12 protein-coding genes are annotated in these 16,677 nt (G+C 63.4%); 4 read left to right on the top strand and 8 right to left on the bottom strand.

The window, feature by feature from the left end; genetic code table 11:
* Positions 1 to 147: 147 nt before the first annotated feature.
* Positions 148 to 1,656, top strand: a complete 1,509-nt coding sequence (locus tag OKW37_RS25345) for an MFS transporter (protein ID WP_429404419.1) — start codon at positions 148 to 150, stop codon at positions 1,654 to 1,656.
* A gap of 128 nt (positions 1,657 to 1,784) precedes the next feature.
* Here the strand turns inward: OKW37_RS25345 and OKW37_RS25340 are convergent, their stop codons facing one another.
* The 4 genes from OKW37_RS25340 to OKW37_RS25325 form a co-directional block, all read right to left on the bottom strand.
* Positions 1,785 to 2,603 carry a peptidylprolyl isomerase gene (locus OKW37_RS25340; RefSeq protein WP_429404268.1) on the bottom strand — a complete coding sequence of 273 codons (819 nt, stop codon included), beginning with the start codon at positions 2,601 to 2,603 and terminating at the stop codon, positions 1,785 to 1,787.
* A gap of 117 nt (positions 2,604 to 2,720) precedes the next feature.
* Entirely contained in the window at positions 2,721 to 4,994 is a 2,274-nt protein-coding gene (locus tag OKW37_RS25335) for a beta-glucosidase (RefSeq protein ID WP_429404266.1), read from the bottom strand.
* A 686-nt stretch (positions 4,995 to 5,680) separates the two neighbouring features.
* Complete coding sequence (gudD, locus tag OKW37_RS25330) at positions 5,681 to 7,030, bottom strand: glucarate dehydratase (RefSeq protein ID WP_187610561.1); 1,350 nt, start codon at positions 7,028 to 7,030, stop codon at positions 5,681 to 5,683.
* Between the two features lie 130 nt (positions 7,031 to 7,160).
* Positions 7,161 to 8,492 carry an MFS transporter gene (locus tag OKW37_RS25325; protein ID WP_184061649.1) on the bottom strand — a complete coding sequence of 444 codons (1,332 nt, stop codon included), beginning with the start codon at positions 8,490 to 8,492 and terminating at the stop codon, positions 7,161 to 7,163.
* A gap of 418 nt (positions 8,493 to 8,910) precedes the next feature.
* Here OKW37_RS25325 and OKW37_RS25320 point away from each other — a divergent pair, with 418 nt between their 5' ends.
* The gene (locus OKW37_RS25320; protein WP_184024710.1) at positions 8,911 to 9,621 is read left to right on the top strand and encodes a FadR/GntR family transcriptional regulator; all 711 of its coding nucleotides are present in this window, start codon (positions 8,911 to 8,913) and stop codon (positions 9,619 to 9,621) included.
* A 55-nt stretch (positions 9,622 to 9,676) separates the two neighbouring features.
* On the opposite strand, the gene OKW37_RS25315 is transcribed toward OKW37_RS25320, so the two are convergent.
* The 3 genes from OKW37_RS25315 to OKW37_RS25305 are packed head-to-tail and all read right to left on the bottom strand — an operon-like array spanning position 9,677 to position 12,672.
* Positions 9,677 to 9,982, bottom strand: a complete 306-nt coding sequence (locus OKW37_RS25315) for an AtuA-related protein (RefSeq protein WP_184061648.1) — start codon at positions 9,980 to 9,982, stop codon at positions 9,677 to 9,679.
* A gap of 1 nt (position 9,983) precedes the next feature.
* Positions 9,984 to 11,342 carry an acyclic terpene utilization AtuA family protein gene (locus OKW37_RS25310; RefSeq protein WP_429352994.1) on the bottom strand — a complete coding sequence of 453 codons (1,359 nt, stop codon included), beginning with the start codon at positions 11,340 to 11,342 and terminating at the stop codon, positions 9,984 to 9,986.
* A gap of 25 nt (positions 11,343 to 11,367) precedes the next feature.
* Positions 11,368 to 12,672 carry a CitMHS family transporter gene (locus OKW37_RS25305; RefSeq protein ID WP_187610564.1) on the bottom strand — a complete coding sequence of 435 codons (1,305 nt, stop codon included), beginning with the start codon at positions 12,670 to 12,672 and terminating at the stop codon, positions 11,368 to 11,370.
* Between the two features lie 98 nt (positions 12,673 to 12,770).
* On the opposite strand from OKW37_RS25305, the gene OKW37_RS25300 reads away from it, so the two are divergent.
* Positions 12,771 to 13,667 carry a LysR family transcriptional regulator gene (locus OKW37_RS25300; protein WP_429404262.1) on the top strand — a complete coding sequence of 299 codons (897 nt, stop codon included), beginning with the start codon at positions 12,771 to 12,773 and terminating at the stop codon, positions 13,665 to 13,667.
* Positions 13,668 to 14,028: 361 nt separating this feature from the next.
* A complete protein-coding gene (locus OKW37_RS25295; protein ID WP_184061645.1) occupies positions 14,029 to 14,256 on the top strand; it encodes a hypothetical protein in 228 nt (75 codons plus the stop codon).
* A 188-nt stretch (positions 14,257 to 14,444) separates the two neighbouring features.
* Here OKW37_RS25295 and OKW37_RS25290 read toward each other — a convergent pair whose 3' ends face one another.
* Positions 14,445 to 16,673 carry an NADP-dependent isocitrate dehydrogenase gene (locus tag OKW37_RS25290; RefSeq protein WP_429404260.1) on the bottom strand — a complete coding sequence of 743 codons (2,229 nt, stop codon included), beginning with the start codon at positions 16,671 to 16,673 and terminating at the stop codon, positions 14,445 to 14,447.
* Positions 16,674 to 16,677: the final 4 nt, after the last annotated feature.

Below are 16,677 nucleotides of genomic sequence, written 5' to 3'. Positions count from 1 at the left end.
CCTGCGTACAATCGCCGGCAGCCTGACCGCGATCCGCCGTGCAGCGTCCACCCCGAACCGCCTTCTGCCCGATCCGTGAATTCCACCGCCCCCGCCAGTTCCGCCGCCGCCGCCCCCGCCCTGCCGTTTCGCCACGCGCTTTACGCGATGCTCGGCATCGGCCTCGTCAACATGCTGGTCGCGCTCGACCAGACCGTCGTCAGCACCGCGCTGCCGTCGATCGTCGCCGAGCTGCACGGCTTCGAATATTTTGCGTGGATCGCAAGCGCGTACCTGCTCGCCTCGGTCGTCACGGTGCCGGTGTTCGGGCGGCTCGGCGACTACTTCGGCCGCAAGCGCTTCGTGATCGCCGCGGTGATCACGTTCACGGTCGCGTCCGTGTTGTGCGGCCTCGCCAACAGCATGCTGTTTCTCGCGATCGCGCGCGGACTGCAAGGCGTTGGCGGCGGCATGATGGTCGGCACCGCGTTCGCGTCGATTCCCGATCTGTTCCCCGACCCGCGCACCCGCGTGCGCTGGCAGGTCGTGCTGGCCGCGGCCTACGGCATCGGCACGGCGGCCGGCCCGTCGCTCGGCGGCTGGATGAGCGAGCACCTCGGCTGGCGCTCGACGTTTCTCGTCAATCTGCCGGTGGGCGCGGCGGCGCTCTATTTCATCTGGATGCATCTGCCGAATTTCCGGCGGCCGCATGACGGCGAAGTAAAGATCGACTGGCTCGGCGCGGGGCTCGTCGCGGGCGTGCTCGGCGGCTTGCAGGCGTTTATCGAAGCGGTGCCGAAGCACGGCCTCACCGTGGGCAATCTCGTGCTCGGCGCGTGCGTGATCGCCGGCGCGATCGCACTCTTCAGGTGCGAAAAGCGCGCCACGCATCCGATCGTTCCGCTCGATCTGTTCAAGGACGCGCAGCTCGTCACGCTATTCACGCTCGGCATGCTGTCCGGGTTCGTGATGTTCTCGCTGATCTTCTTCGCGCCTTTGCTGCTGCAAGGCGGCTTCGGTCTTTCGCCGCAGCAGGCCGGCCTGCTCGCGACGCCGATCGCCGCGTGCATCGCGCTCGGTAGTGTGGTGAACACGCGCATCGTGATTCACATGAAGAAGCCCACGCGCATTCTGACGATCGGTTTCGCGCTGCTGATGTTCGCGTCGATCGCGCTCGCGTTCGCCAATCCGAACACGCCGCACTGGCGCATCGTGCTGCCGATGGGCGCGGTCGGCATCGGCCTCGGCTTCATCCTGAACAACCTGAACGTGTTCGGCCAGGAGATCGCCGGACGCGAGCGCTTCGGCATCACGACCGCGCTATTGCAATCGACGCGCATGGTCGGCGGCATGCTCGGCACCAGCATCGTCGCGACTGTCGTGCAGCATCACTATCGCAATGTCGTCACGCGCACGATGAGCGTGCTCGGAGAGCCGGCCTCATCGCAATGGCGGCCGCGTTTCGTCGATCTGCGCATCCTGATCGACGACGCGTCGCGCACTCAGTTGATCGCGGATATGAAGGCCTCGGGACTCAATACGCTCGCGCTGATCGATAGCGCACGCGACGCGCTCGTGCAGTCGATTCATATCGGTGTGTGGCTGACGGCGGTGGCATCGCTCGCGGCCGCGCTGCTAGTGCAGCGGATTTCGCATGTGGTGTTTCGCAAGAGCTGACAGCGAACAAAAAAAGCTCCCCGATCGGGATGGAAGACCGGGGAGCAAATGGGTTGGACTGAGAGGCCCAATGCCGTCTCATCAGGCTCTCGATCGCATCCCAAGGATGACCAACGTGATTGGGCCGCTTACTGAATGGTGGCTTTCGCTCTGAGATTCTTCACCATTCTGTCGACGAGTTCCGCCTGGGCCTGCTGGTACAGCATCGGCTTCATGTCTTCGAACGACGGGACCTGCAAAGGGCGGGTGTCATCGACTTCGATGACATGAAAACCGTATCCGGTCTTGACCGGGGTTCGCGTGTATTCGCCCTTGTGCAGGTGCGAAACCGCATCGGCGAACGGCTTGACCACCTTGCTGGAAGTTATCCAGCCCAGATCTCCGCCGTTGTATCTCGTGTCGGCATCAAACGATTCCTTTGCGAGGTCGCCGAACGACGCGCCCTTGTTGAGCTTCGCAATGATGTCTTTTGCCTGCCCCTCGTCCTTGACGAGAATATGGCGGACTTTATATTCCGTGCTTCCGCCTTTCGCTTTCATGTCGTTGTACATCGCCTTCAATTGATCGTCGCTGACAGGATTCTTTTTCAGAAAGTCCTGCATGTACGCTCTGACGATTTCGATCTCCCAGGTCGCCTGCGCCTGCGCGAGAATCTTTTGCCGCGCGGCTTCGGCACGTGCCGCGACTTCCGGGTTCCGGTCGAAGCCCGTTTTCTCCGCCTGCTGGAACAGAACTTCGCGCCGAATCAGTTCGTCCCGGACATGGTCCGTCAATTGTGGGGAATCGGAAAAACCTTGCGCATGCGCCTGTCCGATATACAAATCGGCGTCTGCCTGAGATACCGGTTTGCCGTTGACCGTGACGAAGGGCTTCTCTGTCGCACTCGTCGCCAGCGAGAGCGTTGCACCGAGCACAAGTGCCAACATCCGTCGTGATAGTACTTTCATTAAGCGGACCAGTTTCGTTGGTTCGAGAACTTTAGCGAACGATCGCCAAAGGTCCTGGTGTAACGCCAGGTCTGATCAGGGATCGAACCTGAACAGACTCTGGCGCCTTACGCGACTTTATCGGGTAACGGTTCCCGCAAGAGTCAGGCTGCGCGACGAGTTCCCGATATACACCGAGTAGGAACCGGTCGGCGTCGTCCACTGCTGCGCATCCTTATTCCAGGTGCTGAGCGGATGATTCGGCGCGGCGGGATCGATCGTGATCGACACCGTCTGCGTTCCTCCCGCATTCAGGCTGACCTTCTGGAATCCCACCAGACGCTTGGGCGGCTCTCCCGCCGAGGTCGGCAGCGCAACGTACACCTGCGGAACTTCGGCGCCCGCCACGGAACCCGTGTTTTTCACGACCGCGCTAACCGTGTAAGTGCCGTTTGCTCCGGTACTGACGGTCGGATTGGTAATCGCGAAGGTGGTGTACGAAAGGCCATAACCGAACGGGAATGCAGGCGTTTTGCCCATCGCGTCATACCAGCGATAGCCGACATTGAGCGCTTCGGAGTAGGTCACCGTTGCGCTTCCGTTGATCGACACGCCCGGGTACTGGTAAGGCGTAATCGAGTCCATAAAGCCTTGGCCGACCTGCGGGAATGTCACAGGCAGCTTGCCGGACGGATTCGCGACACCCCACAGCAGATCCGCCACGATGTGCCCATCTTCCTCGCCTGGGAACCACGTCTCGAGAATTGCACTCGCGGCGGATGTCCCGCCAGTGAGGATAGAAGAATCGAGCGCTTCGGCGGCACTGTCCTTCAGAACGAGCACGGTGTTGCTGTTTGCAGCGACGATGGTCTGCAGCAACGCGAGCGTGTTGCTGTTCCTGGCGGTGCTCGAGGTCGTAATCGAACTCGACTTCGGCGAATACCAGTCAAGCGTATTCAGGTATTTGCCCGTGTCGAGCGTCAGGCCCGTCGAGTCGGTAAAGCTCGCCTGGTCGGCACCTTCCTCCGACATGGAACCGGCCATGAAGATCACGGCGTCGGCACCGGTCGCAGCTGTCTTGACGTCGGAGATGGTTGCGGCCGCGCCGTCGATCGTGCCGGTCGAATTGTTGTCGTCGACGAGCGCCAGATGAACCTGAGCGCCGGTATTGCCGAGATTGGCAAGCGTGTCCTTGATGCCCTGCACCGGCGTCACGGTGTACAAGGCAACGACGTCGGAGCTGCCGCCGCCGGAGCCCATCGGGTGGCCGACCGAGCTGCCTCCAGCGACGGCTTGCTGCGCATAGACCTGTGTCGTCTTGCCGACCACGAGCACGTTGCGAACCGTCTTGTTCAATGGCAAGGTCCCGTTGTTCTGCAGGAGCACGGCCGACTGCTCGCCAATCTGTTTCGCGACCGTACCGCCAGCCGTTGCGTTGATGGCAGTCTGAGCAATGGGCCGATCGAAGATACCCGCGCGGAACATCTGCGTGTATCGGCGCAGCAGCGCAGTGTCGATATCCGAGGTCTGGATCTGCCCCGAGGCCAATGCCGCATTCAGGTTCGCCGGCGACCAGTTCTGCGGCAGCGGCATTTCATTGTCCATGCCCGCCAGCAGGGTCGGCGCGGTGCTATGCGCCGCAAAGAAGTCGGACTGCACGTAACCCTTGAAGCCCCATTGTCCGCGAAGGACATCGGACAGGATGTGCTTCTGCTCGCACATCGAAAAGCCGTTCACCGAGTTGTACGAACACATGACGGCGCCGACGTTGCCTGCTTTCACCGCCATTTCGAACGGCAGCATATAGAGTTCGTGCAACGTTTGATCGTCCACGCTCTCCTGAATCGTCATGCGATTCGTTTCCTGTTCATTCGCCACCAGGTGCTTCGCCATCGCGATCATGCCGTGGGCTTGCACGGCCTGGATTTCGGCGACACCCATCGTCCCGGTGAGATACGGGTCCTCGCCCATGTACTCGAAGTTGCGTCCGCCCACGGGCAATCTCGCCAGATTCAGCCCCGGCGCTTCGAACACGTGCAGAGCCAGATTGCCTCCTTCGACGCCGACCACGTTGCCAAACTGGGTTGCTACGGAAGGATCGAACGAAGCCGCCATCGCGATCGCTGAAGGGAGAGCGGTCGCCTTGGCGGAGCTGGAATCCGTATAGGCGGCAAAGCCTGATACGGAGGGAGAAACGCAGTCATTCTGGCCGATACCCACCGGCCCATTGGTAATCCGCAGTGTCGGAATGGCGTACTTCGCCAGTCCGAGAATGTGCCGCGCACCGTAGCACTGCGGCAACTCGGGCAGGATGCCAGGATTTGAACCGGCCAATTGCTCTTCTTTATCGGCAAGCGCCATGGCAGGGACAAGCAGTGCCGCGCGTGCTTCGGGAGAGAGTGACGTATTCATCCATGGCATGGATGTCTGCGTCGGGGGTGGGGTTGAAGCCGGGGTCGAAGCCGCCGTTGTGTTCGGACTATCACTGCCACCGCACGCCGCCAGAATGAATACGAAACTTGCGGCAGCGGCTGTTCTCCTCTGAGTGAATTTCACAGACATGTCTTTCCCCTATTGTTATATAAACAAGTGCGAGACGCGCATCCGTCGTTTTAATGTGAAGGACTGCGATTCGCTTTATTGCCAGTTTTCCGCTTGCTGCTTCTCCAAGCCCGAAACTGAAAAAAACATGTGGGCCTGGCTGGAAGCTTCTCGTTCCCGGCGCTCACCTCGATGCCAAAACGGCGTCGCGCCATCGACAAGGACACGCTCTGCTTTCCAGTGAAGACATCGTAATGATTAAATCATCATCAGACGACTAGGGTTTACGTGTCATCAATTAAAACAATGACTTATAGTCATGCGCGGACGTCTGATGAGTGCATGGAATTGACAATTCGCGGATCGGGACGGAGGGGGCAGGCTGTCCAGAGGAATCGGATGCCGCAAGCGGCGAGCGAGCATAGCGTGGCGATGATGGCCGCCGACATCCGCGGTGCGGCTATCTCGCACCGTGCAATGCAAAAGGAAACAAAAAAGCCTGGTGAACCGCATCTTTCGTGCGGCCCGCCAGGCTTTTTGATTGAGTTAAATCGTCCTTAACGCACGAGACACGGCCGCTTGTTGTCGAACTTCCAGTTCGGAATCAGATATTGCATGGCAATGCCGTCGTCGCGCGCGCCGAGGCCGTGCTGCTGATACATCGCGTGCGCCTTCTCGAGCGCATCCATATCGAGTTCGATGCCGAGCCCCGGCTTCTGCGGCACCTTGACCTTACCGCCGACGATCTGCAGCGGATCGTGCGTCAGGAACTGACCATCCTGCCAGATCCAGTGCGTATCGATCGCGGTGATCTTGCCCGGCGCCGCGGCCGCGACGTGCGTGAACATCGCGAGCGAAATGTCGAAGTGGTTGTTCGAATGCGAACCCCACGTGAGGCCCCAGTCGTTGCACATCTGCGCGACGCGCACCGAGCCCTGCATGGTCCAGAAATGCGGATCGGCGAGCGGAATATCGACCGATTGCAGCTGGATGGCGTGACCCATCTGACGCCAGTCGGTCGCGATCATGTTGGTCGCCGTCGGCAGGCCGGTTGCGCGACGGAACTCGGCCATCACTTCGCGGCCCGAATAGCCGTTCTCCGCGCCGCATGGATCTTCCGCGTAGGCGAGAACATCGTGCTTGTCACGGCACAAGCGCACCGCTTCCGCGAGCGACCATGCGCCGTTCGGGTCGAGCGTCACGCGCGCTTCGGGGAAGCGCTCGGCGAGTGCCGTGACCGCTTCGATCTCGGCGTCGCCTGGCAGCACGCCGCCCTTCAGCTTGAAGTCGTTGAAGCCATAGCGCGCCTTCGCGGCCTCGGCAAGACGCACGACCGTCTCCGGCGTCAGCGCTTTCTCGGTGCGCACGCGCTCCCAGTCGTCACGCGCGCCGGCGTTGTTCGCGTACGGCAGATCGGTCTTGTTGCGATCGCCGATATAGAACAGGTAGCCGAGCATTTCCACTTCGTCGCGCTGCTGGCCTTCGCCGAGCAGTGCCGCGACCGGCACGCCGAGATGCTGCCCGAGCAGGTCGAGCAGCGCGGCTTCGAGCGCGGTCACCGCGTGAATTGTCGTGCGCAGGTCGAAGGTCTGCAGGCCACGCCCCCCAGCGTCGCGATCGGCGAACTGCGTGCGCACCTTGTTCAGAATCGCCTGCAGATTGCCGATCGACTGACCGACCACGAACGGCCGCGCGTCGTCGATCGTCTTGCGGATGTTCTCGCCGCCCGGCACTTCGCCCACGCCGGTATGGCCCGCGCTGTCGCGCAGAATCACGATGTTGCGCGTGAAGAACGGACCATGCGCGCCGCTCAGATTCATCAGCATGCTGTCGCGACCGGCGACGGGCACGACGCGCAGTTCGGTGACGACCGGCGTGGCGTTCGATTCGGTAGGTTTGGTGGACATGGGAAAAGCACCTGTGTGATGAAGTAGGCCGGCCGGCGGAAGCCGCCGCGCGCTGCGTGCGTGTTCGACCGGACCGGATGAGAACTCGAATACAGAAAAATCGACGGCCGCACGCGAGCCGTCAGTGTAGTCAATGCGTGTTGCCGCGCAACGAATCGGGCAACGGCTCGCGATTGCCGGGCTTGTTGCGCGTCAGGAAGCCGGCCGCCGCCGCGAGCAGCGACGCGACGCCGAGACCGTACAACCCGCCCGTGATCGAGCCCGTGTGTTGCTGCAGATAGCCGAAGGTGGCCGGCGCGAAGAAGCCGCCGAGGTTGCCGAGCGAATTGATCAGCGCGAGCACGCCGGCGGCGACGCGCGCATCGAGGTAGCCCTGCGGAATCGGCCAGAACAGCGACGACGCGGCCTTGAAGCCGATCGCCGAGAAGCAGATTGCGACGAACGAGAACACCGGGTTGCCCGACGTCGACGCGAACAGACCGACTGCCGCGATGACGAGCGCGACCGCGAGCCAGCCCTGCTGATGACGCCATTTCGCCGATACGACCGCGAAGCCGTACATCGCGACCATCGAGATCAGCCACGGAATCGCGTTGAACATGCCGACCTCGAAGTCGGAAAGGCCGCCCATCTTGCGGATGATGGTCGGCAGCCAGAAAGTGGCCGCGTAGATGGTCAGCTGGATCGCGAAGTACAGGAAGCAGAACAGCGCGATTTGCGGGTCCTTCAGCAGCTTCACCGTCGGCAGATGCGCGCCGCCTTGCGCTTCGCGCTCGCCCTGTTCGGCCGCGATCGATTGTTCGAGCACACGCTGTTCTTCGGCCGTGAGCCAATGCGCGTCGCGGATGCGCGACTTCAACAGCAACCAGCTGACGACGCACAGCGCGATCGAGAACGCGCCTTCGATCAGGAACATCCACTGCCAGCCTTGCAGACCGAGGCCGCGAATCGACAGCAGCGAGCCGGTGATGGGACCGGACAGCACCGACGCGAGCGCCGAGCCTGACAGAAAGATCGCCATCGCCTTGCCGCGTTCCTTTTGCGGCAGCCACTGCGTGAAGTAAAAGACGACGCCGGGAAAGAAGCCCGCCTCGGCGACGCCGAGCAGGAACCGCAGCACGTAAAACGACGTGTCGTTCCAGACGAACGCCATTGCGCCCGCCACCAGCCCCCACGTGCCCATGATGCGCGTGAGCCAGGCGCGCGCGCCGAACTTCTGCATCAGCACGTTCGACGGCACTTCGAACAGCGCGTAGCCGATGAAGAACAGCCCGCTGCCGAGCCCGTAGGCGGCCGCGCCGATGCCGAGATCGGCCTTCATGTGCGCGTTGACGAAGCCGATGTTCACGCGGTCGATATAGTTCGCGATGAACATGATCAGGAAAAGCGGCAACACGTTGCGCTTCACCTTCGCGACCGCCGATTCCAGCGGGTCGAGCGCGGTGGTCAGAACTGATGTCAAGTTGTGTCTCCTTGTCGGCCACAAGGCCTGGTGGAACGCAGCGCGGCGCACCCGGTGGGTGCAAGACCCTGCTCTACGCCCGATATGTTGTCTGACGACAGTCTACCGCGTTACTTTTGTCAAATCCAGTGGGGTGTTTACCCTGTGGTTCCAGAGTGAGCGCCTTGAAATACCGGCAGATTCAAAGGTTCATAGCCCTGTTGACTAACCCGCAATCCGCCTCGAACTAGGACGTCTGATGTCTACAATTGACAGACTGTCGTCTGCAGCCCATGCGTTTGCGCAAATGTCCGCCTCATCCCCGCCCCCAACCGCGCATCCGCACGCAAAAAATAGCCCGCGCCGATGCCGCCGAACGCGGCAGAATCGAGTACAGTCCTGTGCGATACTTTGCAGGATCAGTCAACCAGCCACAAAAATGAGCAGCCTAACTGAAAAGGTGGTGGCCACCCTTTCCGATGAGATTCGCCGCGGGGCGCTGAGGCCAGGCGACCGCATCCCCACCGAAGTCGCGATGATGAAGCAGCTGTCCGTGAGCCGCTCCGTGGTCCGCGAGGCGATTTCGCGTCTGCAGGCAGAGAGGATCGTCGAGACGCGCCATGGCATTGGCACGTTCGTGCTCGCGCCCGCCGCCGAAAAGCCGATGCAGCTTCCCGCCGCCGATCTCACCAGCATGCTCGACGTGATGGCGATCATCGAGTTCCGGATCGACGTCGAAGCGGCCGCGGCCGCGCTCGCGGCATCGCGGCGCACCGAGCAGAACCTGAAGCAGATCCGCACTGCGCTCGATCGATTCGAGTCGGAGCTCGAGCGCGGCAGCACCGACACGCTCGCACACGACATCGAGTTCCATCTGCAGATCGCGCGCGCGAGCGGCAACCGCTATTTCTTCGACGTGCTGAGCCAGCTCGGCCGCTCGGTCAGCCCGCGCACCCGGCTCGGTTCGGCCGAGATCGCGGAGCTAGACCATATCGAGGTGTTGCGCAGCGTGCTCGGCGAGCATCTGATGATCTATCGCGCGATCGAGCGTCAGGATGCCGACGACGCGCGCGCCGCGATGCGCATGCATCTGAGCAACAGCCGCGAGCGACTGCGCCGCGCGCATGACCTGACGAAGGCTGGCGTGTGATCACATGCGGGGCCGAGCGGCCGCTCCGCAATACGACACGCCGCCGGCAATGCCCTCACTGCCCCACGTCGAGATCCATTAACGCCGAGCTCAGCGATTTGCCATGCGCGTCGAGCGCGAGCGAACGCGTAACGCCGCCGCCGAGCGCGTCGCCGAGCACGAAGTTGAATGCGGCAAGGCCCGGCAACTCATGGCGCACCACCTCGCCGCGCACCACATCGCGCAGATGCGTCTTGACGCGCTCGGGCGTCAGCACATCGCGCAACCGCTCGTAATGCAGCGCGTCGTAGCAGATCACCGAGATATTGAGCGTATTGCCCTTGTCGCCGGTGCGCGAGTGGGCCAGTTCTCGTAGTTTCATCTCAAGCCTCCATCAGCGAGAAAGCCGGCGCCGCATACTCGCGCGGCAGCAGCACCGATTGCACCGCGACCACCTCGCGCGCCGCCTTCGTCACGCCGCCGCCGCCCGCCGGTCCGTTCGTGTACAACGTCTCGACCTCGTTGCCGATGCGCAGCGCCTGCGCGAGCGACGCCGTGCGTCCCGCCACCCGGGCGCGCACTTCGTACGGCTCGCCATGACCGGCCGCCACCGCGTCACCATGCAGTGCGTTCACGCCGATCAGATCGAAGCGCAACTCGCGCGTCTGCACGCCGGTCAGCGCGAGACGCTCGCGCACGATATCGAGCGCGAGCCGCGCCCGCGCGAGCGCGCCGGGTCCGCCGTACGAAATCTGCCCCTCGCCGATATAGCCGTCGAAATACGCAACCGACACTTTCAGCGTCGCGGTGCGCTCCGTGCCGCCACCGCCGGTGACGCGCACACGGTCCACGGCTTCCTGTTCGACGCGCACCTGCGAGAAATCGGCGACCACGTCGGGCTGCAGATAACGACGCGGATCGTGGATCTCGTAGAGCAACTGCTCCTTGCAGGTCGCCTCGGTCACGAGCCCGCCACTTTGCGCGAGCTTCGTGATCACCACTGAACCGTCCCGCGCAACTTCGGCGATCGGAAAGCCGAGCCGTGCGAGATTCGGCACGTCCTTGAAACCGGGGTCCGCGAAATAGCCGCCGGTGATCTGCCCCGCGCATTCGAGCAGATGGCCGATTACCGTCGCCTGGCCGAGCATCGGCCAGTCGTCCATACGCCAGCCGAATTCGTGGATCAGCGGCGCGACGAACAGCGACGGATCGGCGACGCGCCCGGTCAGCACGATCTGCGCGCCGGCCGAGAGCGCCTCGACGATGCCGCTCGCGCCGAGGTACGCATTGGCCGATATCAGCCGGTCCGCGTACGCGGCCACCGCCTCGCCCGATTCGACGAAATGGAAGTCGCCCGCGCGCACGACGTCGAGCACGTCGTCGCCGGTGACTGCGGCAATCCTCAGGCCGCCGAGACCCAACTCGCGCGCGATCTGCGCGGTCCGGCGCGCTGCCGCGAGCGGATTGGCCGCGCCCATGTTCGACACGATACGCACGCCGTTGCGCGCCGCGACGGGCAGCACCGCGCGCATGCGCGCTTCGAGCAGCGGGTCGTAGCCGAGCTCCGGGTCCTTGCTGCGCGCCTGCTGCGCGATTGCGATCGTGCGTTCGGCGAGGCATTCGAACACGAGATAGTCGAGCTGGCCGTGTTCCGCGAGTTCGAGCGCGGGTTCGATGCGGTCGCCCGAATAGCCCGCGCCCGCGCCGATGCGCACGACGCGTCGAGGTTCAGTGGCTGTCATGGTGCTCCCGTTCCTTCAGTGAAGCTCACAGTGGAAAGATCCCGAGCACGACGCACGCGATCGTCATCACGACCGACGCGCCGAACAGCAGGGGAAACGTAAATCGTTGATGATCGGCCAGATCGATACCGCACAGCCCGACCACGAGGAACGTCGCGGGCGTGAGCGGACTGACCGGAAAACCGGTGGTCATCTGTCCAAGCAACGCGGCCTGACCGACGTGCACCGCGGGCACCCCGAGCTGGCCGGCCACTTCCGCGATCACCGGCAGTACACCGAAATAAAACGAATCGGGATCGAACAGCATGCTGAGCGGCATCGACAGCAGGCCGAGCACGATCGGAATATGACTCGCCATCGCCGGCGGCACGAAGCCGACGGCCGCCTGCGCCATCGCCTTCAGCATGCCGCTGCCCTGCATCACGCCGGTGAACACGCCGGCCGCGAGCAGGATGCCGGCCATCATCAGCGCGGCGCGCGCATGCGCGTCGATCCGTTTGCGCTGCATGTCCACATTCGGATAGTTGACCATCAATGCGATGCACAGGCCCACCATGAACATGATCGCCGGCGGAATCTTCTCGCCCATCACGACCATCGTGCCGAGCACGACGAGCGTCAGCACGATGTTGAACCAGAAGTTTCGCGGGCGGCGCAGCGCCTGTTGTTCCGGCGTCAGTTCGCGTTGGGGCATCGGCACGGAACCGCTCGCAGCGTTGAGACCGAGTCGCTTTTCCTCGCGCCGCCCGAGCCAGTACGCCATCGAGAACACAAATACGAGGCCGATCGCCTGCACCGGAATAAGCGGATTGAACAACGCCGAGATCGGCAGATGCAGCGACGCGGACGCGCGAATCATCGGCCCCGTCCATGGCAGGAAATTGATGCCGGCCGCCATCGATACCGCCGCGGCGAGCACGCGCCGGTCCATCTTCAGGCGGTCGTAGAGCGGCAGCATCGCCGGAATGGTGACGAGGAAGCAGACGGCGCCGGAGCCGTCGAGGTGGATCAGCAGCGCGAGCAGCGTGGTGCCCATCACGATGCGCGTGGGCCGTGTGCCGACCGCGCGCAGGATGCGCTCGATGATCGGGTCGAGCGTACCGGCGTCGGTGATCGTGCCGAAGTACAGGATCGCGAAGACGAACATGCAGACGACGGGCGCGAGGCTCTTGAGGCCATCGACGACGAACTTGCTCGTCTGCAAGCCGAAGCCGCCGAGCAGCGAGGCCGCGAGCGGCACGATGATCAGCGCGACGAGCGGCGACATGCGTTTGGACAGGATCGCGCCGAGCAGCACGACGATGGTAGCCAGCCCCAGCAATGGCAGCATGAGCTTGTCTCCAGGTTGTTTTTTAGTGTGATCGAGCGTAAGTTCAGGGCAGCAATAATGCAATTGAAATGAATTGATTGCAGCAATCACAAATCATCATGGATCTGAATCTCCGGGACATCCGCGCGTTTATCGCGGTCGCGCAAACGGGCAGCTTCACGCGTGCGGCCGCGCGGCTGCATCTGTCGCAACCGGCGTTGACGGTGCAGATTCGCCGGCTCGAGGAAACGGTCGGCCTGCGCCTGTTCGATCGCAACAGCCGCAACGTCGCCCTGACGCCGACCGGCCGCGAGCTGCTGCCCGTGCTGCAGAAATCGCTGCACGACATGGAGCACGTGCTGCTCGACGCGCGCACGCTCGGCGAAGGCGGGAGCGGCACGGTGCGCATCGCGTGTCTGCCGACCTTCGCGGCGAGCGTGCTGCCCGAGCTCGTGCAGGCGCTGAGAAAAGCCGTGCCGCGCGTCGGCTTCGAGGTGCGCGATGTCGTCGCGAGCATGGTCAACACGTTGGTGCGCAACGAGGAAGCCGATATCGGGCTGACGGGCGGCGAGCTGAACGATAGCGGGCTCGAGGTACTGCATGCGGGCATCGACCGGCTCGTCGCCGTGCTGCCGAAGCAGCACGCGCTCGCGCGGCGGCGCCGGCCCGTCACGCTCGCCGATCTCGCCAGCGAGCCGCTCGTGCTGACCGCGCAGGGCACGAGCGTGCGAGCGGTCGTCGACAGCGCATTCGCCGACGCGCAATGTGAGCCGCGCATCGCCTGCGAACCGACCTACATGATGAGCGCGGTCGCGATGGCGCGCGCCGGGCTCGGCATCACGATCCTGCCGGCGTCGGCGCGCGAGGTGCGCGCGGAGCCCGAGCTGGTCGCGCGACCGATCGACGAAGCCGCGTTCACGCGGCGCATCGCGCTGATCAAAAAGCGCGGCCGAACCTTGCCGCCGGTGACCGAGACCTTCGTCGCGATGCTGATCGAACGGCTCGGCGCGTCATAGGGCCGCACAGCGTCGTTTTGCGCGTCGCGCGCAGCCCCTAATTTTCACGATACGAAACGATGCCGCGCGTCGTAAAAAATCATGTTGCGTGGCACAAAGCGGCCATTTCACGATGCCCGGCGGCGTTGCACATCGCAAAACGGATCGCACAAGCCTTTGTTTTTACACGGATATTTTTAATATAAAGACCGGCTCGACGCCCAATTGCCCGCCGATTCGCTGACGTAGACTCTTTCACAAGAGCACGCGCTTCACGCAGTCGGATTCGAGGGGTCTCACGACACGGCCACCCAAATCCCGCAGATTGCGAAGAAGCCGTCACGAATCGCGGCTTTTTTTATTGGCAACTGGGAGACTAAAAATGAAAGGCTTTCGCTTTGGTTCGACGCAGGGAGCGTTCTACATTCTGCCGGGTCAGGACGGCTGGGAAGCCACCTACGGCAACGAAACGCTCGGAGAATTCTCGAACCCGCAACAGGCCGCCGACGACCTCGCGCGCGGTCTGAGCTGCGAGCATCTGTCGGAGCTCGACACGTCGACGCTCGAGATTCCGGAGAAGCTCGCCGATTGGGAAATCGTTCACGTATAAGGAAGGGCATGACCGACGGCGACGTAGCAGTGACAGTAGAAACGACCATGGCGCCCGAAGGCGCCATTGTCGTTTTTGCGGTCCTGCTTGCGGCTTTGTCCGCGGTTGTGCTGCGTGCTTACCGCGCGGCTTTCGGGGCCAGCGCAGGTGCGGCCGCGGCGCTTACCGCATCAGTCGCCCGCGCGAGCTCAAGCCACCGAATCGACGATTGCGTTCAGCGTCGCGCTCGGGCGCATCGCCTTGCTAGTCAGCTCGACGTTCGGACGGTAGTAGCCGCCGATATCCACCGGCTTGCCCTGCGCCGCGCCGAGTTCCGCGACGATCTTCGCCTCGTTGTCGGCCATCGCCTTCGCGACGCCGGCGAACTGCGCCTGCAGCGCGGCATCGTCGGTTTGCGCGGCCAGTGCTTCGGCCCAGTACATCGCGAGGTAGAAGTGGCTGCCGCGATTGTCGATACCGCCGACCTTGCGCGCCGGCGACTTGTCGTTGTCGAGGAACTTGCCAGTCGCCTGATCGAGCGTCTTCGCAAGAATCTGCGCCTTCGGGTTGTGATACGCGGTGCCCAGATGCTCGAGCGATGCCGCCAGCGCGAGGAATTCACCGAGCGAATCCCAGCGCAGGAAGCCTTCCTCGACCAGCTGCTGCACGTGCTTCGGCGCCGAACCGCCCGCGCCGGTTTCGAACATGCCGCCACCGGCCATCAGCGGAACGATCGACAGCATCTTCGCGCTGGTGCCCAGTTCCATGATCGGGAACAGGTCGGTCAGGTAGTCGCGCAGCACGTTGCCGGTGACCGAGATCGTGTCCTTGCCGGCGCGGATGCGCTCGACCGAGAACTTCGTCGCTTCGACCGGCGTCATCACGCGGATGTCGAGACCGTTCGTGTCGTGATCCTTCAGGTACTGCTCGACCTTCCTGATGATCTGCGCATCGTGCGCGCGCGCCGCGTCGAGCCAGAATACTGCCGGCGTGTTGGAAGCGCGGGCGCGGTTCACCGCGAGTTTGACCCAGTCGCGGACCGGCGCGTCCTTGGTCTGGCACATACGGAAGATGTCGCCCTGTTCCACCGGCTGCTCGAGCAGCACCGCGCCGGCTTCGTCGGTGACGCGGACCACGCCGTTCGCCGGGATCTGGAACGTCTTGTCGTGTGAACCGTATTCTTCGGCGGCTTGTGCCATCAGCCCGACGTTCGGCACCGTGCCCATCGTGACCGGGTCGAACGCACCGTGCTTCTTGCAGTCTTCGATCACCGCCTGGTACACACCAGCGTAGCAACGGTCCGGAATCACCGCCTTCGCGTCGTGCAGCGCGCCATCGGCGCCCCACATCTTGCCCGACTCGCGGATCATCGCCGGCATCGATGCGTCGACGATCACGTCGCTCGGCACGTGCAGGCTCGTGATGCCCTTGTCCGAGTTGACCATCGCGAGCGGCGGACGCTGTTCGTACTGCGCCTCGATGTCGGCTTCGATCGCCGCGGCCGTTTCAGCCGGCAGATCCTTCAGACGCGCGTACAGGTCGCCGATACCGTTGTTCGGGTTGAAGCCGACCTTGGCCAGCGCTTCCGCATGCTTCGCGAGCACGTCCTTGTAGAACACCGACACCACGTGACCGAAGATGATCGGGTCCGAGACCTTCATCATCGTGGCCTTCAGGTGCACCGAGAACAGCACGCCGTTCGCCTTCGCCTCGGCGATCTGCGCTTCGATGAAGCTGCGCAGCGCGTTCTTGCTCAGCACCGACGCGTCGATGATTTCGCCTGCCTGCACCGGCGTCTTCGCCTTCAGGACCGTGATCGTGCCGTCGGCGGCGGCCAGTTCGATCTTCACGCTACCGGCCTGCGCGACCAGCGCCGACTTCTCGCTGCCGTAGAAATCGCCAGCGCTCATGTGCGAGACGTGCGACTTCGAGTCCGCGCTCCATGCGCCCATCTTGTGCGGATGCTTGCGCGCGTAGTTCTTCACCGACAACGGCGCGCGGCGGTCCGAATTGCCTTCGCGCAGCACCGGGTTCACCGCGCTGCCCTTGATCTTGTCGTAGCGGGCCTTGACGTCCTTCTCGGCGTCGGTCGTCGCGACGTCCGGGTACGACGGCAGCTTATAGCCCTGGTCGCGCAGCTCGGCGATCGCGGCCTTCAACTGCGGCACCGACGCGCTGATGTTCGGCAGCTTGATGATGTTCGCTTCCGGGCGCATGGTGAGTCTACCGAGCTCCGCCAGATCGTCGGAAGCCTTCTGCTCCGCGCTCAGGTAGTCCGGAAATGCGGCAATGATCCGGCCGGCGAGCGAGATGTCGCGCGTTTCGACGAGCACGTCGGACGAGCGCGTGAACGCCTTGACGATCGGCAGCAGCGAGTACGTCGCCAGTGCGGGCGCTTCGTCGGTCAGGGTGTAGATGATCTTCGGCGGTGTGGACATGATT

The organism is Paraburkholderia sp. MM5482-R2, from assembly GCF_050436125.1.
Lineage (GTDB): Bacteria > Pseudomonadota > Gammaproteobacteria > Burkholderiales > Burkholderiaceae > Paraburkholderia > Paraburkholderia tuberum.
This window is presented reverse-complemented; position numbering and strand designations above follow the sequence as displayed.